Raw genomic sequence first — 24621 nt, 5'->3', positions numbered from 1 at the left:
TGCTCCCGCGCCGACTGCCGGTGCGGGAGATCAGCTTTCACACTTCACCGGTCGGCGAGTATCTGCTCGAACATCGCGAGAATGCGGCTACGGCATATCGGGCACGCTGACCGGCCGGGCAACGCTCAGGTCAGTCGAGCGGCCAGTCGTGATGCGTTCATACGGGCGATGGCCTCGATGCTGAGCATCGGGTTCACCCCCGACGCGGTCGGAAAGCAGGATGCGTCCGCGACAACGACATTCCGCACATCCCAGACCGCGCCGTCCGGATCGGTCGCCGAATCCGCGCGCGAACCGCCCATGCGCGCCGAGCCCATAATGTGCAGGGCGCCCATCGCGCAGCGGCCGGGATCATAACCGGCACGCAGACATTCGGCGACGAAGGTGTCATGTGACCCCGCGACACCGGGCTCGTAGACCGGGCCCGACTGGTGGCCCGAGAAGATGCAGAGCGCACCGGCTGCTTCCAAAATTCTTGCCGCACCCGCGATTCCGGCATGCATATGCGCTTGGTCATATCCGGACAGGCGATAGCGAACCACCGCATCACCCGCACGGTCGACCGATACGGTGCCGTGGTCGCGGTCCCGGGTGATCACACCGACTGCGACAGTGTGCGCGAGGTTGTGCATGATCGCGCGGTGCTGCGCCGAGCCGGTCCAATTCAGAAACCCGACCGTCATGCCTGGCGTCAACGGCCCGGTCTCATAGATCACGCCGTAGCCGTGGCCGTCGAGATCACGGTGCTCGCGGGAGTAGCGCGTCTGCATGCCGCCCTCCCACGGCCGGATCTCCTCGTCGAAGGTGCCGAAGACCGCGGTGGCTGGATGCAATCGCAGATAGCGGCCGATATTGCGGCCGGATATTCCAGAGCGACGCAGAAGAGCGGGTGTCTGGACCGCCCCCGCCGCGACGACCACCGCTCGAGCCCGGATGGTGACCGCGTCACCTTGCGACGTGACGGCCTCGACCCCACTGGCACTGCCCTCCCGCAACGTGATCGTGCGTACCTCGGTATCGATCAGCAGCCGGGCACCGTGCTCGGCGGCATCGGCCAGCCAGGTCTTGGTCACCGACCGCTTCGCACCGATACGGCACCCGAAACCACAACGCCCGCATTCGATTCCGGCATCACACTCGCGCACATTGCGTGGCATCGCATCGACATGCCAATCCAATGCGCGCAGACCGCGTTCCAGGACGGTGTCCCGACCGGAGGCACCGGAGTGGTCACTGTTGACACCGAGTCTGGCCACCACGGCGTCCAGCGCCTCGGTGTACTCATCGGCGGCGAACTGCTTGGCGCCCAGGCTCGCCCATTCCTCGCGCACATCGTCCGGCGTGCGGAACGAGGTGGTCCAGTTGACCACCGTGCCACCGCCGAGACACGATCCGGCGACCAGCCCAAGCTGGCCCTCCTGTGTAGTCGCTGGGCCGGGTGCGTACAGATTCAGCAATCCGTCGAGTTCGCCGGAGCCGAAGTCCGCGTCATCGTAGTAGCCGCCGCGTTCGACGACCACGACATCCAGTCCGGCCGCCGCGAGCACCGCCGCCGCGGTGCCACCGCCCGCACCGGATCCGACCACCACCACATCGCAATCGAGCGTCGTATCGCTGGTCGGTCGAACCGGAGCAAGAGCGGGCTTCGGCGCATCGGGAAAAGCACCGAGCGGACCCGGAAACCCCATCTCCCGCCATGCCGGATTGGTCCCGGTCGAGCCGGGCGTCGCATAGTAGGCCGTCAACGCCGCGCCCTTGAGCGCCTGGAAGACCGCGCGCTTACGGCCGAGCCGGGAGCTGGCGAGCCGGACGAGCGCCTGCTCGCGTTCGTCCTGGGTGAGATCGGCGAACCGGCGCGGCCCGGCCCCGAGCAGCAATCCGAACCCGCGGGAATTCCATACGCGCAGCAGGGTTTCGAAGGCACGACGCTCCGCCGCACTCGGATTGCGCGCGAGCAACCGCTCGACGGCGTCGACGGCCCCCAGCCGCGATGCGGACGGCAGCTCCGCACCGTCCCCGGGTGCGAAGGTGTCACAGATGAGGCCGAGCGTCGTGCGCTCGGCGAGGGTCAGCGCCATCGTTCTCCTACCCCGGAAACAGAACGGTCATTAACTTAACCCATACTCGTCACCCGCGCGCCGAATCCGCCGATGATCAGGAGACGGCGAAAAGAATTCGGAAGGTCGCGCCCGCGCCGGGCGTGCGCAAGAGCTGGATCCGGGCGCCGTGCGCACCAAGGATCGCATCGGCAATGGCGAGGCCGAGTCCCGAACCACCAGTGCGGGAACGTGATTCGGCGGCCCGATAGAAGCGATCGAAGATGCGCGGCGCGTTCTCCGGTGCGATGCCGGGTCCGTCGTCGTGCACATCGAGTACCGCGAATTCGGAGGCCTCGGGCAGTTCCGCACCCGCTTCGGCGGCGACCGGATCGGTCAACGCAGCCGCGGCCCTGATCCCGACAGTTACGGTGATCGACGCCTCGGCGGGCGTATGCACCAACGCATTGTTGACCAGATTCGTTATGACCTGCCGCAACCGGTGCTCGTCCCCGACGATCCGAACCGGGTCATCCGAACTCTCGAGACCGATATCCCGATCCGGGGCTCGGGTGGCGGCGTCGCGCACAACTTCCATGGCGAGCACCACCAGATCGAGCTCCACCAGATTCAGCGCCCGCTCCTGATCGGATTTGGCCAACAGCAACAGGTCGTCGACGAGCACACCCATCCGGATCGCCTCGCCCTCGATCCGGCTCATCATCTCCCCCGCCCCGACCTGGTCGGACGCACCACCGCGCCGATACAGCTCGGCGTAGCCGCGCACCGAGGTGAGCGGGGTGCGCAGTTCATGCGAGGCGTCGGCGATGAACGCCCGCATCCGCTGCTCGGAATCGGCGAGCTGACGCAGTGCCGTGGACAGCCGGGTGACCATCACATTGAACGCGATACCGAGCCGACCGACCTCGGTATGCGGATCGGTCTGTGCGACACGGCGATCCAGATCTCCGGCCGCTATCGCCTCGGCGGTGTGCTCGATCCTGGTCAACGGGCGCAGACCGATTCGCACCAGAACCGCCGCGATGACGCAGCTGGCGAGCAACAGCGTCGCACCCGCCACCAACTCGATCGTGCGGAGATTGCCGGTGGTCGCCTCGGTGGTCGCCAGCGACATCGCGACAGCGACGGTGCCGCCATCGGGCTGCCATTCGGTCGCGGGCTGCACGACAGTGCGCACCCGCCAACGGATATCGCTGTTCTGGTCGCCGACGGTGAACGCACTGTTCGCGCGGGCGCGTACCGATGCCGCGTCCATCGCGGGCAATGCGGGCACGGTGCTCACCTGGGCCGGTGCGCCGAGCTTGCCGATCTGATGCCCGTCTACATCGAAGAACATCAGCCGGAAATCCGAAGGCAACTGGTCGTACTCCGGCGGGCCGGAGGGCGGAGGCGGCGGTGGCCGTTTCGTCGAAGTCATATCGCTGGCAACGTGATCGAGTTGGTCGTCCACCCGATCGAGCAGCGCGCGATCCAACATCGTCACGCTGAGCAGCCCGAAGGTGGCCATTCCGATACCGGCGATCGCGACGAGAGCCAGCAGCAGCCGGGTGCGTAAGGTCAACCGGCGAGCGCTCACGAACGCCCGCCACCGTGCCGCAAGGTGTAGCCGACACCGCGAATCGTGTGGATCAGCGGCGGATTCCGGGCATCGACTTTGCGCCGGAGCTGGCTGATGAAGGTCTCCACCACCCGCCCGTCGCGCCCGGTCTCCGTACTCCACACCCGATCGACGATCTGCTGCTTGCTGACCACCTTCTCCGCGTTGACCACAAGAAAACGCAGCAGGCTGAATTCGGTAGCGGACAGCCAGATCTCGTCGCCCGCCCGATAGGCCGTATGCGCATCGACATCCAGTTCCAGATCCGCGTACCTGAGCACCCGATCGTCGCCGGACTCCGGACCGAGTGTCCGCCGCAGAATCGCGCGCAGCCGCAGCAGCACCTCCTCGATGCTGAACGGCTTGGTCACATAGTCGTCGCCACCGGCGGCCAACCCGGCGATCCGGTCCTCGACCGCGTCCCTGGACGTCAGGAACAGCACCGGCACCTGACTGTCGACCTCCCGCAGCCGCCGCGCCACCGCATAGCCGTCCAGATCCGGCAGCATCACATCCAGCACCACGATGTCGGGCCGATGGGCCGCGGCCTCGGCCAGCGCCGCGTACCCGCTCGCGGCGGTACGCACGTCGAAGCCGCTCATGCGCAGCGCGGCGGAGAGCAGGTCCAGAATGTTGGGCTCATCGTCGACCACGAGAACGGTCGCGGCCGGTGACGTGTCACGGTCGGGCACGGCTCCACACTATGCCGCGCCGCCCGACGGGCCGCCCGCGACATCGCCTCACGCTGTCGCCGATCAGCGGCCGCGCTCGGGTTTCGGCCCGGGGCGCGTAGGTTTCGGTCGACGCGCGGACGCATTCGTGACCTCGTTTCGCCGGTCCGCGGGCACGAACCCGATGATGTCGGCTCGCGATGTGATCATCAGCTTCTGGAAGATCGAGATCATCTGTGCATCTATCGTTTTGAACGAATTGCCGCGTCTGGCCGCGATCGCCGTATTGGTCCAGCCCGCCGCCGCGAGCGTCGCGACCTCCTGCTCGGCGGTCGACAGTTCCTGCCATGGCGACGGGCGGCCGCGCCGGATGGGATGGTCCACCTCCAGCTTGTCCAGCGACCACGTGCCCAACGCCAGCCGCGCCACCTCATCGTGCTCCGGCCGCAGCATGGCACCCTCGCGCTGCGTGGCTTCGAACAGCTCCTGTCCGAGCACATCCCGTGCGATGTCCATTGCGTTGTCGGTTTCGGTTTCGAACGGCCGCAGGTTCGCTATGTTCACGCCCAACCGCTGCCGCCAGGTGGCGACTCCGCCGCCGAGCAGTGCGATTTCGGTGGCCCGGGCAATCACCTGTTCCGAGACAGTCCCGTCCGCGGTCCGCGCATCGCCCGACATGCGCGCGAGCGTCCACATCCGGATATGCACCGCCCAGAGGGCGCCCCATTGGTCGCGCATCACGACCTGATCCGCCAACGCGGACCGCCCGACGACAAGCGCTTCCTCCGGGTCTCCATATTTGGTCAGGGCAATCGCCCACGCCAATTCGGCCCATGATTTCGCCCAGCACGCCCCGGCCGCGGTGGTGTTGTCGAGATGACGCCGGGCAATCTCCATGGCCTGTGCCGCGGTGCCACCGAAACCGGCGGCCAGAGCCTCGAACAGCTCGCTCATGGCCGCACCACCGAGATCGCCACGGGCGGCGAATTTCTGGCGCGCGTTCCCGAGCACCGACACCGCACGCGCGTCCCCCTGCACCAGCATCAGTTCGGTACCACGGGTGAACTCGACGGACGCGGGCAGATCGAGCTCGAAGGTATGCCGCCAGTTCGCCCGTGCCGTTGGATCGGTCACGCACGCGGCGACACACTCGTCGAGGATGCGCTCGGCGTCGGCGTGCACACCTTGGCACATGCTGATCCACCCGATCATGGCCATTGCCGATATCTGGAGTTCGATGGGTTGTGGGTCGAGTTCGCGCGTCGCCGCCAATGTTCGTTCGGCCCAACGCCGAGACTCGCGTAGCGACCCCTTGATGAAGGGAACGCGCAATGAGATCAAGCCGACGGCGATTTCCAATCCGATCACCGATTCCCTCGGGTCGGTGAGACTCCCATCGATCGCGCAGAGCAGGTTGTCCCAAGCCGCCCGCGCCCAATCGAGCAGATCCTGTTCCGCCGGGCTCAACCATTCGGCGCAGGCCCGCATGACTTTGTCGCGGTAATAGCGTCGATGCCGAGCGGTCAATCGCTCCCATTCGGAGCCCGCCGAGCGCTCGCGCAATCGCTGCTGAGCGAATACCCGAAAGCTCTCCAGCAGCGAATAGCGGACGGTGTCGGAAGTCAGGTGGACCGACACCAAAGACTGATCCGCCAACCGCTCCAAGAGACCCTCGACCTCGTCCGTCGCGATGCCGACTTCCGGGTCGCCGCCACCGGTGTCGACATCGGCGCAAACACCCTCGATGGCATCCAGTTCCGCGCCGACATCGAGAACGGACGTATCGGCGGCCTCGTCGTCGGGATCCACGTCGTAGCCTGCGGCGAAGACCGACATCCGATCGAAGAGCAGGCGTTCCTGGTCCGTGCACAGGTCGTAAGACCAAGCGATGACATCCTGGATGCCACGATGCCGTTCCTCGGTGCCGACGCGCGGACCATGCGACCACCGCAACCGCCGATCGCTGGCTTCGCCGCTGAGGTCGCGCAGAATCATCGGCAACGGTTCGCGCCGAAGGCGGGCGGCGGCCAGCCGGATGTAGAGCGGGTGGTTGTCCAAATGTCGGCAGATGGAATCGGCAAGCTCTAGTTGATCATCGGCGATGGGCCGCCCAGTGAGCTCGGCTCGCTTGCGGAACAGCCGCAGCGCTTCTCTCCGAGGCAAGGAACCGATCGGCACCAAATGCTCATCGACCCAGCCGACCGCCTCGCGACTGGTGGCCAGCACCGTCAAACCCGGCACCGCGTCGAGTAATTCGGCGATCAATCGCCCAGACCCGTCCAGGACGTGCTCGCAATTATCCATCACCAGGACCGTCTGCAGTCGATTGTGCACGGCGTCGGAACGGGTGAGGGTGTCGACCAGTGCGGCCCGTACCGATCGATCAGAGAAATCGGCGTCGACGATCGCCTGCGCGACCTCGTCCTCGACCGCCGATATATCGGCCCCGCTGGCCAGCCGGGCCAGCCGAACCCAATGGACCGGAACCCGACGAGCCTTGTGATAGCGGTGTACCGCCTCGGTGGCAAGGCGGGTCTTGCCGATGCCTCCCGATCCGATCAAGGTGATCAGGGGCACCGAATCCAGCAGCAACGTCGCGATCTTGTCCAGTTCCTGTTCGCGTCCGACGAAATCACTGTCAGCTCTCGGCAGTGATCCGAGGCTCGATGAATATCGCCCGGTCATAGTGAGCACAGTAGTCAGCCGGTCGGCGCCGAACAGCCAGTATCCGGCGTCGCCGCGGCCGAAAACCTCCGTCGTTTCACCCGATGTACGTGACCTACCTATGTCGCGAAGCTGACAACGGCGAATTCACCATCGGAAGGATTGCACATGCGCGGAATTCAGATACTCGGCGCTGGTGAGTGTGGCCTACCGCTGGCACTGCGGCTGCGGCACAGCGGCATCCCGGTCACCGTGGTGACCGATCGCGACGCGGCCACGGTGCTGTCGGGCTCGGTGACCAGCACTCAGGTGAAATTCGCGCCAACGCTGGACCTCGAAACCCGAGCGGGACTGGGTATTTGGCGCTCGAGCGCGCCCCGGATCCAAGGCATCCGGTTCAGTTTGGTCATCGACCGCAATCTGGTGTCCGGGTGGGCCGGACGCTTCAGCGAACCAGCGCAGAGCGTCGACCAGCGGACAGTGTTCGCCCGCTGGCTCGCCGACTTCGCGGCTACGGGCGGTGATCTGGAGATCGCCGAACTGTCTGTGCCACAACTGGATCGGCGGGCGGCCGAATACGATCTGACCGTCGTCACTCGAGCCTCGCGTGACCTCGCGGCATACTTCCCCGCCGACCCGAACTGGTCTGTTCCGACCGAGCCGATGCGTCGACTGTCGGTGCTGTACCTCGATGGCGTCGAGCCCGATCCGGATGGCCTCGGCAGCTACACAGCCCTTCCCGGCCACGGCGAAATCATCTCCTATCCGGGACTTACCGGTCCGCCCGGACAGGAAAGGCGCTGCGAAATACTGCTTTTCGAGGGATTGCCCGGCTGCGGACTGGACGTTTTCGCGCAAAGCGACCCGGCCGAGCGACTGCCGCGGGCCGTGCAGCTCCTGCAACGGTATCTGCCTGCGGCACTTGCCGATCGGTATCGCAATGCCGAATTGACCGACGGTGGTGCGACTCTGGTCGGCGCCGTACCGCCGACCATGCGCGAGCCGATCGCCACACTGCCCTCCGGCGCCCTCGTACTCGGCGGCGGCGATGTCGTGTGCCGGATGGATCCCGGCGGTGCACAGGGCGCCAACAACGCCGCGCACTGCGCCGCCCAGTACAGCGCGGCGATCCTGGGCAATCCCACCGGCCCGTTCGACCGAGCCTGGATGACATCGGCGGCACAGCCATGGCTGACCGCGGTCGCCCATCCCGCGGCACGCTGGACGATGGCAGTGCTCGACCCGCCACCGGCCGTCCAGGAACTGATGATGGCCGCACAGGATGACACGGCACTGGCCGACGCATTCGCCGAAACCTTTGTCCGCCCAGCGAATATGGCGAAATTCGCCGCGGCGGCGCCAACGGAATAACCGGACCCCGATGGCTATGTCGAAACCCCAATGAGCGCGTGCGGGTCACCCCGAACGCGGTCAGCGCGTAGTCGACACCCGGAGTGCCACGGGTAGGGCGGCAAGAGCACGGTGGAACGGGCCGGGCCGCCAGCTCAGTTCATCGACCGGCACGGCCAGCGTCAGATCGGGCAGGGCGTCGAGAAGTTGATCGATGGCATCTTGGGCGATCAGATAGGCCGCGGTTCGCGCCGGGCAGGCGTGTGGTCCAGCACCCCATGCCAGGTGCGAACGATTGCCGAGATACTCACCGCTGCTGATCGTCGGATCGTTGTTGCAGGCGGCCATGCTGATCACGACCGGTTCATTGGCGGGCAGCCAGATATTGCTGGACAGAATCGGTTGTCGTGGATACGTGACGCAAAAATTGGCCATCGGCGGGTCGGCGAACAAGACCTCGTCGAGTGCGTCCCGGGTCGATAGGCTGCCGCCCAACACATTTCCCGCGAACCGCTCGTCGGTGAGCATCAGCAGCAGCGTATTGGCGATCAGATTCTGTTGCGGTTCGATTCCCGCGCCGTACAGGATGACGAGCTGATGAATCAACTCCGACTCGTCGAGTCGGGTGGGATGTGCGATTAGTCGCGTGGTGATGTCATCGCCGGGTTCGGCTCGTTTCAAGGCGATCAGGTCCAGCAAGGCATCGCTGAGCATCTTGTTGCCTTGTTCGGCGTCGACCCCATCGAAGATCGCGGCAGTCGCCTGTGCGACCCGCTGACCGATCTCCGGTGGGCAGCCCAGCATCGCGTTGATCGCGCCGAATGCGAGCGGTAAGGCGTATTGGCTGATCAGGTCCGCCGTATCGGAGGAGTTGAAGGCCTCGATCAGCGGTACCGCAATGGACTCCACAGTGGCATGCAGGGCATGCAGATCGGCCCCATCGATGGCCGCGGCGATAGCTTGCCGATAGCGGGTGTGTTCGTTACCGGCACTGCGCAGCGCATTCGGACGCCACTCCAGTATTGGCCGCACCGGACATTCGATGGGTATCGTCTGCTGCCAGCCGCGCGGATCGGCAGGGAAATGCTCTGGATCGTTCAAGATGCGCACTGCGGTGTAGTAGTCGAGCACCAGGGTTGCGGGCACTCCTGGCGCGAGTTCCACCGGCGCCATCGCGCCGTAGCGGCTGCGCATCTGCCGATAAGCCGTGTGTGGATCGGCGGCGAATTCCGGAGAATACATCGGGACGTAGTCACCATCGCCCCCAGCGGGCGACACGTGGTGCGGAACCGGACCGGTATCGGGCTGCTGTTGCGTGTTCAAAAGCGAAACTCCAAACGCTGGCCATGTCACACAGGCAAGTGGTGGGTCGCGGTAACGATTTCCCAATAGGTATGTCCCGAACATCGGTAGATCCGTGCGCATTTCGGCACTGCCGCCCAGCCAGCACCGGTCGGTCACTACCGATGCCCGGTCCCCACCCGGCGGTCAGTGAGCCGGGATATGTGCCATCAGGTTGGACCGACAGCGCCACAGTTGTTCGTCGTAGCCGACCGGATCGCTCGGTTGCGCAATCGGCAGATCGTCGCCGACGTGGACGAGTTGGGCGATGGTGAGCGGGCGAACCGAATATCCGGGATACGGATAGAGCACCAATGATGTCGGTGTGTATCCGCCCTGGTAGTTCAATGTGCGGACGGTAACTTCCGCCGCATCACCGGAGGTGAGCCCGCCGCCGAGGTCGGCCAATCGAGCACGATCACCGGGATGGAACACATCGACCGGCCGGAACAGGTAATCCCACCGGACCCAGGGGGCAGGCTCGGTGAGCCAATGGGCGATAGTGGCGTGCTCGAGTTGCACGATGGCCAAATGGGTTCCGGCGCGGCGGTGGGCTTCCCGCAATCCGATGTGATCTAGGGTCGGCGCCATCGAAGGCATGGGGTCCGAGGTCACGTCTTCGATCAACAACCAGGCGCCGCGGGTACGTTCGTCATCGCGAGCACGCATGGTGATCCGCCATTGTCCGCGTCGTGCGGACCCACTGGTCACGATCGCGTCGAACTGGAGCTTCTGACCCGGCACCGGACCATAGAGCAGATCGAGCACCTCCACATGTCGATCGAATTTCGAAATCCGATGGAACAGTTCGGCAATGGAACGTCGTGGCACGTACTCTTCGGCCTCGACACCGCATAGCCGCCGAAGGCCGATGGGCTGGTGGATCAGCTGCGTATCGAGTTCCCAGATCAGACCGACCGCCGGGCGCAATGGGGGAATCGGCGCGGCGGCGGGACCGAGCCACAACCGCACCGCGTGCACATCGCCGCCCGGACCGAGTACCGGCCGCAGCAACAGCTTGTGTGCCCCGGCCCGGGTCGGGATCGTCAGATCCATATCCTCGGCCCGCAGATGCACCAAGCGGATCATCCCGGTGATATCGCGGGTCGTGAGCGTGTCGTAGAGCGCCGGAGTCTTCCCCAGCAATCGCTGCACCACACGGTCACAACTGGCGAAATTACGCGGCACTTCGCCCACCGAAGCCACGGACAGGATCTGCGGTGCCAACGTCTCCACCGTCGCCCACGGAATCATCACACCGCCCTCCACCCCACCCGTTCCCTCCAGGCAGATGCGACTTGTCTGCACGTCGGTTCAGTATTCCCAGATAGGGGAGGCATGGACATCGGGTGCTGCCACGGAAACAGCGGAGTTCATTACCTAGGTATGCGGGCACACCGCAGACATGAGTGGGCGTCGCGCGCAGATGGCGCGCCCGGCCCGAAGTGGACGGGCTCCTCGACCACTATTCTGCCGACAACAGCGGCCCGGATGCTCGACCTGTATTCGCACCCATGGGAAGTCGAACCGCCGCATCCGCGTCGGCTTCGCGATGCGCCCACTCGGCGCCTGCCGATCCGGCGTAGAACGGGACCGCGTCGAGTTGCGGATCGGCGCCGGGCGCCAGTGGCAGCCATGCAGGGTAGAAGGCTCCCAACGGTTCGTGGCCGAGATTGGAGGCACCTTGGGCGACAAGTATCGCCCTTGTTCGGCAGCGGAGCGCGCCCGGCGAAGTGCTGGCTAACTGCTGGTGCGACTGTCAGCAAACCACTCGGTCCGTCACCGGACGCCTGGTCTTCATCGGCCGCGACGGAACACCGCTCGAGGCGAGCAGCTTTCGCCCACGCTGGCGGCGGGTGTCGGATTCGACCTTCGCACGGGTCATGCCGTGCAGCTTCCGAGAAGTACGGCGCCGAGGCGGTGAAACATCAACTGGGACAGGCTGAAACAGTGTCAGCCCGCAGGTCCGCGAGGCTCGAAAGGGCCTCGGACCTGCTGATGCTGTCGGGGTGACAGGATTTGAACCTGCGACCCTCCGCTCCCAAAGCGGATGCGCTACCAAGCTGCGCTACACCCCGTGACCTCGCGGCGAAAGACGGTGCCGACGAGGATGAATCCTGCGTGGAGCGGGTGACGGGAATCGAACCCGCACCATCAGCTTGGAAGGCTGAGGTTCTACCATTGAACTACACCCGCAGGCATACGACATCTGATGGGATCGCCACGATGTCGTGTGCGAACCGACTGTACCGAATGGGACCTCGGATACGCCAATCAGCCCCCACCGAACCGCTCAGCGGGGCCGTTGTCCAGCCAATCCCCGCCACCGACGGTAGCAGATCGCTATCACCAATCGCGCCGAGCTGGCGAGCGGGCCGGAAACCTCCCCTTTCGGCGTGCTGTCGGCGTGTCGGTCCGCGACTTCCCGGCGAACAAAATTGATGTGTAACACCGGCGGTGCGACTGCGATCACATACCCGATCGCCATTCGCGAGGGACCGATAACTCGTTATAAAACGGCGTTTTTCAGTGCCGAGTGGCTTGCTAGGATCCTTTTTGCCGGACGGGGGTATCTGGAAAGGGGGCGGTGAGCGTGCACCAAGCGAGGTGGACACAACCGCATAGCAGTGGGAACGATCGGGGTGACGCCGGCGCCTGCGTGGGAACAGGACACCCGGGTACCGACATCACCCGTGGCGGGTGAGTGCGATGTCTGCGGATATCGAGCCACCCGTAGCGCAGATGGCAGGCGCGTGGGCGCGTGCGGTCTGCGCGGAACCGGGATCACACGCGTCACCACAACAGTTGCAGCCGGTATTGGTCGACATCATCGAGCGGCTGCTGTTCCTGGCCAGATCCGAGCCCTTCCCGGTGCCCGCGGCGCGGGACTTGGGTGCGCGACTGGTCGAAGCGCCCTTCGAGCGCACCAGAATGCTGGCCCAGGCCACCCGCTGGCTGCTCGGCTTCCCAGCGGGGGCGCCCGGGTCGCTGGTGGCGACGCGCTGGCCGCTGGTCGCCAGTCAGGCCATCGACAGCTATGCCCAGGCACTGCAGGAGCGGGCGCTTGCCCAGCAGGAGCAACACATTTCGGCCGCGGTCTCATTGCGGGTGCAGGAGATCGCCGCGCTACAGCATCGGCTGCGGCACGAGGCAACCCATGACGCGCTCACCGATCTGGCCAACCGGACGCTGCTGCAGGACAAGGTGCGGCTGATGACGGCGGACCCGAACCGCGGCGTCGGTCTGCTGCTGATCGACCTGGACCGGTTCAAGCAGATCAACGACAACTACGGACATGCCGTCGGCGACGAGGTACTCGTCGAACTGGCCCGCAGGCTGCGTGAGATCTGCCCGCCGGATACGGTCATCTGCCGTTACGGCGGTGACGAATTCGTGCTCGCCACCAACCCGCTGCACAACACGCTCGGCGAGATCGCGCACCGGATCGTGGCGGCACTGCGGGATCCGGTGTGGTCGACGGCCGGTCCGGTGCCGGTCTCGGCCAGTGTCGGTACCGCCTACTGTCCACCGGGCGACTCCTGCGATTTCACCGATCTGCTTCGTCGCGCCGATCGCGCGATGTATTCGGCGAAGACCGCGGGCGGACGCCGCTTCGCCCTCGCCGACTCCGAGCAACCCGAAATCAAGGCCGTCGCAGGCTGATCCGGTACAGGCCCGCCGAAGGCCTGTACCTCAGCTGGCCAAGAACCCTTGTAACAGCGACACGAGTTCGGCTGGCTTCTCGAAGAACACCACATGGCCGCTATCGATTTCGGCGTAGCGGCTGTTCGGGATCGCGGCGTGCAGCGCACGGGCGTGGGTAACCGGTACCAACTGGTCCTGGGTGCAGCCGATCACCAATGTCGATGCGGCGATACGGCTCAGCTCGTTTCGGATGTCCACGTCGAGGTTCACCTCGATCTGTCGCAGCGTTCCGGGTTCGGGTTTCGTGGCGCGCAATTGCGCCAGACCCGCATGGCCGAGGCCGCTCAGGAAGGCCGGGCTGAATGCAAGCAGCGGACCGAATGCGGAGGCCATTTCGGGACCGGCCTCCAACGACGCCGCCCACCCGTGCAGGGTGAGCAACTGCCGCGGATCCTCCGTCACCGACCAACCGGCCACCAGGACGAGTCTGCGCACCAGGTCGGGACGCCGTGCCGCGACCGCCGCCGAGACCACCGCGCCGAGCGAGAAGCCCACCAGGTCGACCGGGCCGGTCGATACGTCCTCGATGGTCGCGATGATCTGCTGGACCAGCAGATCAAGGGTCAGTCGGCGCTCGGGTGCGGTGGTGTGACCGCTGCCCGCGTAGTCGGGTGTGACGACGGTGTGGCGATCGGTGAACTCGGCGATGAGGTGCCCGAAATTGGATTCGGCACTCATGCTGGTGCCGTGGACGAAGACCAATCCTGGTCCGGCGCCGGACACGGAGTAGTGGACATCGGTATCGGAGACTCTGACGACGGGCATAAGGGAACCTTTCGATGGCCGGACTAGATGTCCAGGACGAGGCGCGGGGTGTGGGCGCGTGAGCGGCAGATCATCATCACGTCGGTGTCCTGTGCGGTGAGGATGCTGTCGCGATGGTCAGGAATACCGTCCAGGACAACGGTTTCGCAGGTGCCGCAGGTGCCTTCGCGGCAGGAGGACAGCACCGCGATACCGGCCTGTTCGATGGCGTCGAGTACAGAGGTATCCGCCGGGATGTGCACGGTGACACCGGATTGCGCGCATTCGACGTCGAATGCGGAATCGACAGTCACTTCGGTCGGCTTCGGCGCGAACCGCTCGAGGTGCAGCGCATCGGCTGGCCAGGTTGCGGCGCACCGGCTTTCCACGGCTGCCAACAGCGACTCCGGGCCGCAGCAGTACACCAGCGTGCCCGACTCCGGAGCGGACAGGATGGCGTCGAGATCGAGCGGGCCGGTCTCGTTCTGCGGATAGACCTCGATCGGCCCGAGCGCCGACAGTTCGGGTAGGTAGGCCATGCTCGCCCGGGTGCGGCCGCCGTAGTGCAAGCTCCACTGGCCACCCCGCCCCGCGACGACGCGGATCATCGGCAGCAGCGGTGTGATACCGACACCACCGGCGATGAACCGATAGCGTTCCGCGTCCCGGAGCGGGAAGTTGTTGCGGGGGCCTCGGATTCGCAGACGTTCGCCTACGGTCAGGCGGTCGTGAATGTGGATCGATCCGCCACGGCCGCCGGTCTCACGCAGGACCGCGACCGTCAATCGGCCGTGGTCGTCGGGATCGCCGCACAGCGAATACTGGCGTACCAGGTCCGGGCGCAGAATCAGGTCGATGTGCGCGCCCGGCCGCCATTTCGGGATGTGCCCGTCGGTCACGGCGAGGGTGAGTTCGATGATGCCGTCGGCGAGGGTGCGGCGGTCGGCGACGGTGACGGCGAATTCCGGTTCGGTGGTCATGCCCCGGCTCCGATCAGGGTCGCGGGCCGCGGATCGGGCACCCCGTCGCGATGACCGTCTGGGTGGGCGAGCAACCACTGCCAGATCTCGGTCGGGTCATCGGCGATTCGGGTTGCGCCGCAATGGCATCGGCCGAATAGCTGATCGCTGCCCGGGTACCACTGCACGCGGTGACAGGCGGTCATGCTCGGGTCGTTTCGGTCCGGGCGAGCTCGGCGATGAGCCGACGTGCCGCCAACGCGCCGGTGTCGATATTGATCGACAGCTCCTGGTAAGTACCACCGGTGCGTTCCTCCGCCGCGATGACCTCCTCGACCAGGTTCAGCGCCACCACGTCCTGCATGACCACGGTGTGATTGCTCTTGTGCAGGTAGTCGGTCACGTCCTGGTCGTCGATCGCGAAATCCCTTGCCACCATCCAGAAGTCGTGTACCGAATGCTCGGTTTCCGGAGTGAGGGCGTACACGATTTCGGTGTGGAACGCGCCGGGATCGGCATCTGCGCCGTGGCCGGGCCGGTAGCCGTCGGGCGGATAGCTGCCCTGTGGCGCGACGCGGCTGTGCAGCCGGTACAGGCACGGTGGCTGGAACTCGATGTCCTGCCAGCGGGTGATGCGTCCGGTGATGCCGGTCGAATTGGCATAGAACGGCGGGCATTCGGCATCGTCCATATGCCTGCTCACGCGCACCACACCGGCGGCCTGGTCGACCTCGGTGGTGATCGGCGTCTCGGCAACCTCGGGTGTGCCGATATAGCCGCCGTGCAAATAGGTTTCGTGGGACAGATCCATCAGGTTGTCCATGAGCAGCGCATGCCTGGCTCGGATGGTCTCCAGGCCGCGAATGGTGGTCCAGCCGTCCTGCACCAGCCACGGTGCGCGCGGTATCGCCGCCGGGTCGGCCGAGTCGCTGTCGCCGATCCACACCCAGACGAACGAATCCTGTTCCACCACAGGGTAGGAGGCCACCCGGGCGCTGCGGGGTATGCGGGTCTGCGCGGGCACCGCGACACAGGCCCCGGTGCGGTCGTAGGTGAAGCCGTGGTAGCCGCAGACGACACGGTCACCGACCAGCCGCGACCGGGACAGCGGGTAGCGGCGGTGGATGCAGCGGTCCGACAGTGCCGCAACCGTGCCGTCCTCGGTCCGGTAGAACACCAGTGGCTCATTGCAGATGGTTCGCGCGAACAAGTCGTGGCCGATCTCCTGGCTGTAGGCAGCCACGTACCACTGGTTGCGGACGATTGCGGTTGTCGGGCTCATCGGAATGCTCCTGAATGTGATCCCCCGGTCGGGCTGTGCGGTCCATCGTGTGGGCCGCCCCGGCGTGAGCCAAGGCACACTTCCGTCGAACGGAAGTCAGCGCCCGCCACCCAGCTGCCGGGTGATGCCATGGGCCGCGGTGCGCACCGCGGGAGCCCACATGGCCCGACGCGAGTCTCCCGCTGGTACCACGATCGACAGCGCCGCCGCGACCTGGCCATCCGAGCCGAAAATCGGTGCGGCGACGGAATATCCGTCGAGGGTTATCTGACCGTCGCTGATCGCGACGCCGGTGCGGCGCACCTCGGCCAGTGCGCGACGCAGCACCTCGGGCGTGCTGATCGTCTTCGTGGTGAATACCGCCAGCGGCCGGTCGGCGATCTTGTTCACGACGTCGGCGGGCGCGTAGGCCAGGATGGCCAGGCCGACGCCGGTCGCGTGCATGGGCCAGCGCGCACCCACTCGGGTGCGCACGAAGACGGCGTCGCGCCCGGCGAGGAATTCGACATAGACCACTTCGGTGCCGTCGCGGACCGCAAGTTGCACATTCTGGTGCGTCGCCTCGTACAGATCCTCCATGAACGGCAGCGCGACATCACGGATCGGCCTGGCGCGCGGGCAGTAGGAGGCGATCTCCACCATGCGCAGACCGATCTGATAGCCGCCGCTCGCAGCCCGGTCCAGCGCACCCCAATGCACGAGATCGACGACATGGCGGTAGACCGTGGTCTGCGGCAGACCGGTGCGCTCGGCCAGCTCCGACAGCTTCAATACCGGGTGCGCGTTATCGAACGCCTCCAGCAGAACCAGTGCGCGGGCCAGGACCGACGACTGGGTCATTCCCGACGCCCGTCAGGACAGCGCATGCCAGGCTCGCACCAATGCCGAGCGGAGATCGTCGGCCTGCTCGGCCGTCATACCGCTGATCATCTGCTGTTCCACCGCATCGACCTCGGCGGCGACATCGGCGAGCAACTGCCGCCCCGCCTCGGTCAGGTGGATCAGCAGCTCGCGCCGATTGCGTGAGTTGCGTTCGCGCGCAATGAGTCCGCGACTCTCCAGCGCGCGGACCACATCGGCGACCGACTGTGCCGTGACGAACGAATCCCGCGCCAGCTGCGCGGCCGGTAGACCGTCGTGCCGCTCGAGCACGGTCAACGCGGTGTACTGCAAAGTGGTGATCCCGACCGGGCGCAGCAGCTCGTCCAGGCGCGCACGCACCGCCAGCTCGACCCTCTTCACCGCGTACAGCAGCGAGGTCTGACTGCCCGGCGGTCGGCTAACGGTCGGCTTCGCCTCCGAGATCGTCACCAGCACTCTCCTGACCTCTGTAGCGGGATGTTCGGCGAAATCGAGAATAGACCATTGACAGGAATCCTGTCAGTGGCGAATAGTGGCTGACATCACTAGAACCATCAGGTTTCCTGTTGATGAGAGCAGGCGCATCTCGGCCGAGCAGCCGGAATCGTCGGAACGGGACCGAGCAACCATGAGCACGAACGACAACATCGACGGACAGCTGTTCATCGACGGCAAGTGGCGCAATTCCGCATCGGGTGGCCGCAGCGATGTGGTCGACCCGTCGACCGGTCAGGTCATCGGCACTGTCGCCGAGGCCGACCGCAGCGATGTCGATGACGCGGTCGCCGCCGCGCGCGCGGCATTCCCGGAATGGGCAGGCCGCAGCGGTCGGGAACGGGCGCGCACCCTGCTCCGGATCGCCGAACTGGTGCGCGAGAACGCCGATGAGCTGGTCCGGCTGGAAAGTCTCGACGTCGGCAAACCGGTCACGCTGTGCCGATCGGTGGACGTCGCGACCACCGTCGAGCAGTACGAGTACTGTGCCGCGCTCGCCCAGACCATCGACGGCGCCACCCGTCGCACGCCGCTGCCCGCATTCGCCTACACCCGCCGCGATCCGCTCGGTGTGGTCGCCGCCATTACGCCGTTCAACTTTCCGCTGATCCTGTCCACCTCCAAGATCGCGCCCGCGCTCGCCGCGGGCAATGTCGTCGTCCACAAGCCCGCCGAGGAAACACCGCTCAGTGCGCTGTTCATGGCGACGCTGTTCGAACGGGCCGGTGTGCCATCGGGTGTGGTCAACGTGGTCACCGGCTCCGGCCCGGTAGTCGGTGCGGCGCTGCTCGAACATCCCGGCGTGGACAAGATCGCGTTCACCGGTTCCACCGAGATCGGTCGGCGCGCGGCGAGTGCGGCGGGTGCGGCCTTGAAGCCGGTGACCATGGAACTCGGCGGCAATGCCGCGCAGATCGTGTTCGCCGACGCCGATGTCGAGAAGGCCGTCGGCGCGATCATCAAGGGGTTCGTCTTCAATACCGGGCAGTTCTGTATGGGCGGTCCCCGGCTGCTGGTCGCTCGGCCGCTCTACGAGACCATCGTCGGCATCCTCGGCGAGGCCGTCGCGGGCGTACCGGTCGGTGACCCGCGCGATCCGGCGACCGTGGTGGGACCGATGGCAGCGCAACGGCATGTCGCGAAGGTCGAAGAGTATGTCGCGCTGGCCCGCCGGGAGGGCGGTCGGGTCGTATGCGGTGGTGAACGGCTGGATCTGAACGGCGGGTACTACTACCAGCCGACCGTGATCGCGGACCTCGCCGACGACTCCCGAGTGGTGCAGGAGGAGATCTTCGGGCCGGTGCTCACGGTCCAAGCCTTCGACACCGAGGACGAAGCCATCGCGTTGGCCAACGGCACGCGCTACGGACTCGCATCCGGACTGCACACCACCGATCTCGCCCGCGCGCACCGCGTCGCCGACAAACTGCAAGCGGGCATCGTCTGGGTCAACGACTGGGCCATGCTCGACCCGGCCATGCCGTTCGGCGGAGTCAAGGACTCCGGCTTCGGACGCGAATACGGACCCGAGGCCCTCGCGTCCTACACCAAGGTCAAATCCGTTGTCATAGCTCTCGATTGAATCCGCAGGGACACTCACCATGACCACCACCACCTGGGCAGCCGTCGTCGAATCCGGCGGTGCGCCGTTCACCCTCTCGCCGATCGAACTCGAGGAACCACGCCCGCACGAGGCGATCGTGCGCATGGTCGCGGCCGGTGTCTGCCACACCGACTTGGGCGTCGCCAGCGGCGGGCTGCCGTTTCCGCTTCCCGGCGTGCTCGGTCACGAAGGCGCGGGCATCGTCGAACGCGTCGGCTCCGAAGTCACCGGTGTCGTTCCCGGTGATCACGTGCTGCTGTCGTTCACCTCGTGCGGAGCGTGCGCGAACTGTCGCGACGGTCACCCCGCCTATTGCGCAACCTGGTTGCCGCTCAACCTGATCGGCGGTGCGCGAGCCGACGACAGCCACACCATCACCCGCAACCACGCCCCTTTGGGCGGGCATTTCTTCGGGCAATCGTCGTTCAGCCGACTCGCGCTCGTCGACGAGCGCAGCATGATCGTCGTCGATCCGGACGTGCCGCTGGAAACGATCGCCCCGCTCGGATGCGGTGTCCAGACCGGTGTCGGCGCGATCTGGAATGTCGTACAGCCGCGCCCGGGATCGAGTGTTGTGGTACTCGGTGCGGGTGCGGTCGGCTTGTCCGCGATCATGGCGGCCACGCTGTCACCGGCCACGACGATCATCGCCGTCGACAAGGTCGCCGAACGCCTCGAACTGGCCTGGGAACTCGGCGCAACACACCTCATCGACGCGACGACAACCGATGTCGCCGCGGCGATCACCCAGATCACCGGTGGCGCCGACGCCGTCGTGGAAACCACCGGCAGTACCGCCGTGCTACGCATCGGTGCGGATGTCCTCGCGGCACGCGGCACGCTGGTCATTGTCGGCGCACCACCGTTCGGCGCCGAGGTGGCGCTCGACGTCAACGCCATGCTGCCGGGCCGCAAGATCGTCGGACTCACCCTGGGCGACAACGAAACCCGCACCGCCATACCGGCTTTGGTCTCGCTGGTGCACAGCGGACGGCTCCCGATCGAGAAGCTGATCACCCGGTACCCGTTCGACGATATCGGCCAGGCCGTGGCGGATATGACCTCCGGCAAGGCGATCAAACCCGTCCTCATCTTCTGACGTTCACCGAAAGGAACCTCGCATATGGATCTCACCGGCAAAGTCGCCATTGTCACCGGCAGCGGACAAGGCCTTGGCCTCGCCTATGCCAAGGCTTTGGCCGCCGCGGGCGCGGCCGTCGTGGTCAACGACGTGGCCGCCGACCGCGCCGAGAAGGCCGCCGCCGAAATCGCCGAATCCGGCGGTCGAGCACTCGCCGTACCGGTCGCCGTCGGCACCACCGAGGCCGCGCAGACACTCGTTGCGGCGGCTGTCGACACGTTCGGGCGGCTGGATGCGATGGTGACCAATGCGGGCATCCTGCGCGACAAGGTGCTGTGGAATATGTCCGATGACGACTTCGACGCCGTCATCCACGTCCATCTGCGCGGCACGTTCACCTGCGTTCGGGAAGCGGTCAAGCACTTCCGTCAGGCCGGTCACGGTGGGCGGGTCGTGCTCGCCGGATCCCCCGCCGGGCAGCGCGGCAACTTCGGTCAAACCAACTATGCGGCAGCCAAAGCCGGTATCGCGGCGATGGCGCGCACGTGGGCGATGGAATGCGCGAAGGCCGCGGTCACGGTCAACGCGATCATCCCCAATGCGGCTACCGCGATGACCGAGACCATTCCCTTCCTCGCGCCCTACGTCGAGGGCATGAAGAATGGTGAGCCGATTCCCTCGGTGGTGCGTCGTGCCGCCTCGTTCGGCACCCCGGAGGATGTCGCCGGACTGGTGGTTTTCCTGGCTTCGGATGCGTCCGCCCATATCACCGGGCAATGCGTAGGTATCGGCGGCGATCGGTTGTCGCTCTGGTCGCATCCGAGCGAAATCCGCAGCGCCTTCCTCGACGGCGGCTGGACCGCCGACGCGATCGCCGAGGCGTTCGACTCCTCAATCGGTGAGCAGCTCGAAACCTACGGCATCCCGCTGCCCAAGATCCCGACCACCGCACAGCAGCTGTCATGAGTCTCGACCTGGACCAACTCGTCGCGATCGACGTGCACACGCACGCCGAAACCGATGGCTGCGGCCACTATTCGCTACCGGACCAACTACGGGCGGGTGCCGAGGACTACTTCGGCGCCGAATCCGGCCCACCGACCATCGACGAAACGGCCGCCTACTATCGGAAACGTCGCATGGCCGCGGTCGTATTCACTGTCGACGCCGAATCCGCGCTCGGCCATCGACGGATCAGCAATGACGACATCGCCACCGCGGCCGCCGCGCACAGCGACGTCCTCATCCCGTTCGCCAGCATCGATCCGGCCAAGGGCAAGGCGGGACTGGCCGAAGCCCGGCGACTGGTCGTCGAGCAAGGGGTCCGCGGCTTCAAATTCCATCCGAGCGTGCAGGCCTTCCGGCCCGACGATCATGCGGTATACCCGCTCTACGAGACCATCAGCGAACTCGGGGTGCCCGCCCTGTTCCATTCCGGTCAGACCGGAATCGGATCGGGACTGCCCGGTGGCGGCGGCATCCGGCTCAAATACTCCAATCCGATGCTGCTCGACGATGTGGCCGTCGACTTCCCGGATCTGACGATCATCATCGCGCACCCGTCGTTTCCCTGGCAGGACGAAGCGCTGGCCGTGGCCACCCACAAACCCAATGTCTATATCGATCTGTCCGGGTGGTCACCGAAATACTTTCCGCCGCAACTGGTCAAGTACGCCAACAGCCTGCTCAAACGAAAGGTGTTGTTCGGCTCGGACTTTCCGCTCATTTCACCGGATCGGTGGATGAAGGACTTCGCGCAACTCGATATCAAGGACGAGGTCCGTCCTCTGATCCTGCGCGAAAATGCCATCACCGCACTGGGATTGAGGTCGACATGATGGACCAGGGCATCGGCTCGTGGCCGCGTCGGCGGGCCAGGATGGAGCCCGACGCCATCGCGCTGATCCAGCAGGACCGGTGCGTCGACTACGCCACCCTCGCCGATCGCGTGGACGCACTCGCCGCGGCCCTCGCCGATTTCGGCGTCGAGCCGGGCGATCGGGTCGCCTATCTCGGGCACAACGATATCGCGACCTTCGAAACCCTCTTCGCCACAGCGCATCTCGGTGCCATGTTCGTCGCACTCAACACCCGGCTCGCGGCGCCGGAGATCGCTGGGCTGCTCGATGATGCCGACCCAGCGGTGTTCGTCACCGGTGCCGACACCGGTATCGATGCGCTCGCACGAAGCTCGGCCACTCCCCGACTGCTGCACCTGGGCGAGGAGTACGAGAACGCGATCGCCGAACATACCGGCCGAACACCACCAGCCCACGCGGTCGGACTCGATGATCCCGCATTGATCCTCTACACCTCCGGCACCACCGGCCGCCCGAAGGGCGCGGTACTCACCCACGGCAATATCGTCTGGAACACGCTCAACCAGTTCGCCCATTTCAGTCTCGGCCGTGACGATGTCAGCTTGTGTTCCGCCCCGCTGTTCCACGTACTCGGTCTGGGGCAGATCACGCTGCCGACCCTGTACGCGGGCGGAACCGTCGTCGTCATACCGAAATTCGATCCCGGCGAGTTCCTGGCCACCATCGAGCACAGGCGGGCCACGGTATTCCCGCTCGCCCCGACCATGCTGAAAATGCTGTGCGAGGCGCCCGAGTGGGAGACCACCGATCTGTCGAGTGTCCGCTGCGTCGCATTCGGCGGCTCACCCGTCCTCGAACATGTGGCCAAGGCGTGGCTGTCCCGCGGCATCCAAGCCCTACAGGGCTACGGCATGACCGAGGCAGCCCCCGGCGTACTCATGGCACTGCGCCACGGCGCCGACGCACATCCGGTATCGGCAGGTGTTCCGCACTTCTTCACAGACGTCGCGCTGCTCACCCCGTCCGGCGAGATCATCGAAGGTCCGGGCCAGGGCGAACTACTCGTCAAGGGCCCCAATGTCTTTGCCGGATACTGGCGTCGACCCGACGCCACCGAACAGGCGTTCATCGACGGCTGGTTCCGCACCGGCGATATCGTCCGCATCGACGACGACGGCTGGGCGCACATCGTCGACCGCGTCAAAGACATGATCATCTCCGGCGGCGAGAACATCTACCCCGCCGAGGTCGAAGCGGCCATCGCGCGCTTGGACAGTGTCGGCGACTGCGCTGTGGTCGCCGTGCCGGACGAGCGCTGGGGTGAGGTCGGATTGGCGTTCATCGTCGTCCGCCCTGGCCACGACATCGATGAAGACGCGATCCGCACCCATCTCGAAGCGAACCTCGCCCGATACAAGAGCCCGAAGTACTACGTCTTCCGCGAGCAGCTGCCGCGCAACGCCCTCGGCAAGCTCCAGCGCCTGCTGCTGCGCGACGACGCTCGCCGAATCCGCGGACTGACACCGTAATCCACAACAACCGAAGGAGACCGCCAGATGGCGACCACCGTCGACAAACCCACCGACCTACTCGACCTCATCGGCACCGAACTCGGCACCAGCGACTGGCTCGAGATTCCGCAGCGCGATATCGACATGTTTGCAGAGGCCACCCACGACCAGCAGTGGATCCACGTCGATGTCGAACGCGCGAAGACCGGCCCCTTCGGCGGCACCATCGCGCACGGCTACCTGACCCTGTCGCTACTCATTCCGCTCTGGTCACAAATACTCGTCATCGAAAACCGCGGCATGGCAATCAATTACGGCCTCAACAAGGTCCGCTTCCCGGCCCCCGTCCCCGCGGGCGCGAAGGTCCGCCTCACCGCCACCCTCGCCGACGCCACCGACCTCGGCGACGGCGCCGTCCAAGTCACCGTCGACGCGATCATGGAACGCGAGGGCGCCGACAAACCCGTCTGCATCGCCCAGATGGTGCACCGCTACTTCCGGTGACGTCTCAGCTGGCCTGGCAGGTGGGGCAGCAGCGATGGCCGAGGATCACGCTCGGCCCGCAGAACACCGACAATCCCGTGAACCAGGTGGACACGTGCAACCGCGAGGGCCGGGAGGGAGACTCTCGAGGGTTTTCTCGAAGAAGGATTCGTCGGTCATGAGCCTCAGGAACAACTCGGAATCATGCCCCATCTGTTCGGCGAATTTTGCTGCGACGCCTCGCTCGGTGTCTGTGAGAAGGCGCTGATGTTTGGATCCGCTGCCGGATCGACGCTTGAAAAATCCCATGCCAGAACGGTATTGCTTGCTTGCGACCGGATCCACCTGACGATCGACAGGGTCTGGTCGAACGCGTGCGGAACTCGCTGAGTCCGGC

The 24621-nt window shown here is 65.8% G+C and carries 20 protein-coding genes and 2 tRNA genes; 9 read left to right on the top strand and 13 right to left on the bottom strand.

Features of this window, described 5'->3' with window-relative positions; genetic code table 11:
• Nucleotides 1-125: 125 nt before the first annotated feature.
• From NA5_RS30095 to NA5_RS30080, 4 genes are all read right to left on the bottom strand, one after another.
• The gene (locus NA5_RS30095; protein WP_062992108.1) at nucleotides 126-2078 is read right to left on the bottom strand and encodes a GMC family oxidoreductase N-terminal domain-containing protein; all 1953 of its coding nucleotides are present in this window, start codon (nucleotides 2076-2078) and stop codon (nucleotides 126-128) included.
• A gap of 76 nt (nucleotides 2079-2154) precedes the next feature.
• The gene (locus NA5_RS30090; protein ID WP_063813676.1) at nucleotides 2155-3633 is read right to left on the bottom strand and encodes a sensor histidine kinase; all 1479 of its coding nucleotides are present in this window, start codon (nucleotides 3631-3633) and stop codon (nucleotides 2155-2157) included.
• Nucleotides 3630-4346, bottom strand: coding sequence for a response regulator transcription factor (locus NA5_RS30085; RefSeq protein WP_062992106.1), 717 nt, complete (start codon nucleotides 4344-4346; stop codon nucleotides 3630-3632). The genes NA5_RS30090 and NA5_RS30085 overlap by 4 nt, the downstream gene beginning before the upstream one ends.
• A gap of 63 nt (nucleotides 4347-4409) precedes the next feature.
• Nucleotides 4410-7010: an ATP-binding protein gene (locus NA5_RS30080; protein WP_062992104.1), complete on the bottom strand. Its 2601-nt coding sequence runs from the start codon at nucleotides 7008-7010 to the stop codon at nucleotides 4410-4412.
• A gap of 147 nt (nucleotides 7011-7157) precedes the next feature.
• Here NA5_RS30080 and NA5_RS30075 point away from each other — a divergent pair, with 147 nt between their 5' ends.
• Entirely contained in the window at nucleotides 7158-8360 is a 1203-nt protein-coding gene (locus NA5_RS30075) for a styrene monooxygenase/indole monooxygenase family protein (RefSeq protein ID WP_062992102.1), read from the top strand.
• 60 nt (nucleotides 8361-8420) lie between these two features.
• Here NA5_RS30075 and NA5_RS30070 read toward each other — a convergent pair whose 3' ends face one another.
• The 4 genes from NA5_RS30070 to NA5_RS30050 form a co-directional block, all read right to left on the bottom strand.
• Nucleotides 8421-9662: a cytochrome P450 family protein gene (locus NA5_RS30070; protein ID WP_062992100.1), complete on the bottom strand. Its 1242-nt coding sequence runs from the start codon at nucleotides 9660-9662 to the stop codon at nucleotides 8421-8423.
• A gap of 165 nt (nucleotides 9663-9827) precedes the next feature.
• Nucleotides 9828-10988, bottom strand: a complete 1161-nt coding sequence (locus tag NA5_RS30065) for a GAF domain-containing protein (RefSeq protein ID WP_245672461.1) — start codon at nucleotides 10986-10988, stop codon at nucleotides 9828-9830.
• Between the two features lie 696 nt (nucleotides 10989-11684).
• Nucleotides 11685-11758: transfer RNA gene (locus NA5_RS30055), tRNA-Pro, on the bottom strand.
• Between the two features lie 44 nt (nucleotides 11759-11802).
• Nucleotides 11803-11876 (bottom strand) — tRNA-Gly (locus NA5_RS30050).
• Nucleotides 11877-12389: 513 nt separating this feature from the next.
• Between NA5_RS30050 and NA5_RS30040 the strand changes: the two genes are divergently transcribed.
• A complete protein-coding gene (locus NA5_RS30040; protein ID WP_062992094.1) occupies nucleotides 12390-13343 on the top strand; it encodes a GGDEF domain-containing protein in 954 nt (317 codons plus the stop codon).
• A 30-nt stretch (nucleotides 13344-13373) separates the two neighbouring features.
• Here the strand turns inward: NA5_RS30040 and NA5_RS30035 are convergent, their stop codons facing one another.
• From NA5_RS30035 to NA5_RS30010, 5 genes are all read right to left on the bottom strand, one after another.
• Nucleotides 13374-14150 (bottom strand): alpha/beta fold hydrolase, encoded by a 777-nt coding sequence (locus tag NA5_RS30035; RefSeq protein ID WP_062992093.1) that lies wholly within the window; start codon nucleotides 14148-14150, stop codon nucleotides 13374-13376.
• Nucleotides 14151-14173: 23 nt separating this feature from the next.
• Entirely contained in the window at nucleotides 14174-15109 is a 936-nt protein-coding gene (locus NA5_RS30030; RefSeq protein ID WP_062992091.1) for a PDR/VanB family oxidoreductase, read from the bottom strand.
• Nucleotides 15110-15290: 181 nt separating this feature from the next.
• Nucleotides 15291-16370, bottom strand: coding sequence for a Rieske 2Fe-2S domain-containing protein (locus NA5_RS30020; protein ID WP_062992087.1), 1080 nt, complete (start codon nucleotides 16368-16370; stop codon nucleotides 15291-15293).
• A 96-nt stretch (nucleotides 16371-16466) separates the two neighbouring features.
• Nucleotides 16467-17210, bottom strand: coding sequence for an IclR family transcriptional regulator (locus NA5_RS30015; RefSeq protein WP_062992085.1), 744 nt, complete (start codon nucleotides 17208-17210; stop codon nucleotides 16467-16469).
• Between the two features lie 12 nt (nucleotides 17211-17222).
• Nucleotides 17223-17681 carry a MarR family winged helix-turn-helix transcriptional regulator gene (locus NA5_RS30010; RefSeq protein ID WP_218020189.1) on the bottom strand — a complete coding sequence of 153 codons (459 nt, stop codon included), beginning with the start codon at nucleotides 17679-17681 and terminating at the stop codon, nucleotides 17223-17225.
• A 178-nt stretch (nucleotides 17682-17859) separates the two neighbouring features.
• On the opposite strand from NA5_RS30010, the gene NA5_RS30005 reads away from it, so the two are divergent.
• The 7 genes from NA5_RS30005 to NA5_RS40750 all read left to right on the top strand — a co-directional run bounded on the left by NA5_RS30005 (nucleotide 17860) and on the right by NA5_RS40750 (nucleotide 24614).
• Nucleotides 17860-19308, top strand: a complete 1449-nt coding sequence (locus NA5_RS30005) for an aldehyde dehydrogenase family protein (RefSeq protein WP_062992083.1) — start codon at nucleotides 17860-17862, stop codon at nucleotides 19306-19308.
• Nucleotides 19309-19327: 19 nt separating this feature from the next.
• Nucleotides 19328-20428 carry an NAD(P)-dependent alcohol dehydrogenase gene (locus NA5_RS30000; protein WP_062992081.1) on the top strand — a complete coding sequence of 367 codons (1101 nt, stop codon included), beginning with the start codon at nucleotides 19328-19330 and terminating at the stop codon, nucleotides 20426-20428.
• A gap of 24 nt (nucleotides 20429-20452) precedes the next feature.
• Nucleotides 20453-21376, top strand: coding sequence for an SDR family oxidoreductase (locus NA5_RS29995; protein ID WP_062992073.1), 924 nt, complete (start codon nucleotides 20453-20455; stop codon nucleotides 21374-21376).
• Nucleotides 21373-22248 (top strand): amidohydrolase family protein, encoded by an 876-nt coding sequence (locus NA5_RS29990; protein WP_062992071.1) that lies wholly within the window; start codon nucleotides 21373-21375, stop codon nucleotides 22246-22248. Before NA5_RS29995 ends, NA5_RS29990 begins: the two co-directional genes overlap by 4 nt.
• Nucleotides 22248-23759, top strand: a complete 1512-nt coding sequence (locus NA5_RS29985) for an acyl-CoA synthetase (protein WP_245672460.1) — start codon at nucleotides 22248-22250, stop codon at nucleotides 23757-23759. Before NA5_RS29990 ends, NA5_RS29985 begins: the two co-directional genes overlap by 1 nt.
• A 27-nt stretch (nucleotides 23760-23786) precedes the next feature.
• Complete coding sequence (locus tag NA5_RS29980) at nucleotides 23787-24245, top strand: MaoC family dehydratase (RefSeq protein ID WP_062992067.1); 459 nt, start codon at nucleotides 23787-23789, stop codon at nucleotides 24243-24245.
• Between the two features lie 183 nt (nucleotides 24246-24428).
• Nucleotides 24429-24614 (top strand): hypothetical protein, encoded by a 186-nt coding sequence (locus tag NA5_RS40750; protein WP_157110703.1) that lies wholly within the window; start codon nucleotides 24429-24431, stop codon nucleotides 24612-24614.
• Nucleotides 24615-24621 lie beyond the last annotated feature (7 nt).

Origin of the sequence: Nocardia anaemiae NBRC 100462 (assembly GCF_001612725.1) — a bacterium.
In the GTDB taxonomy this organism is placed as follows: domain Bacteria; phylum Actinomycetota; class Actinomycetes; order Mycobacteriales; family Mycobacteriaceae; genus Nocardia; species Nocardia anaemiae.
Note: the sequence above shows the minus strand (reverse complement) of the source record. Positions and strands in the feature narration are given on the sequence as shown.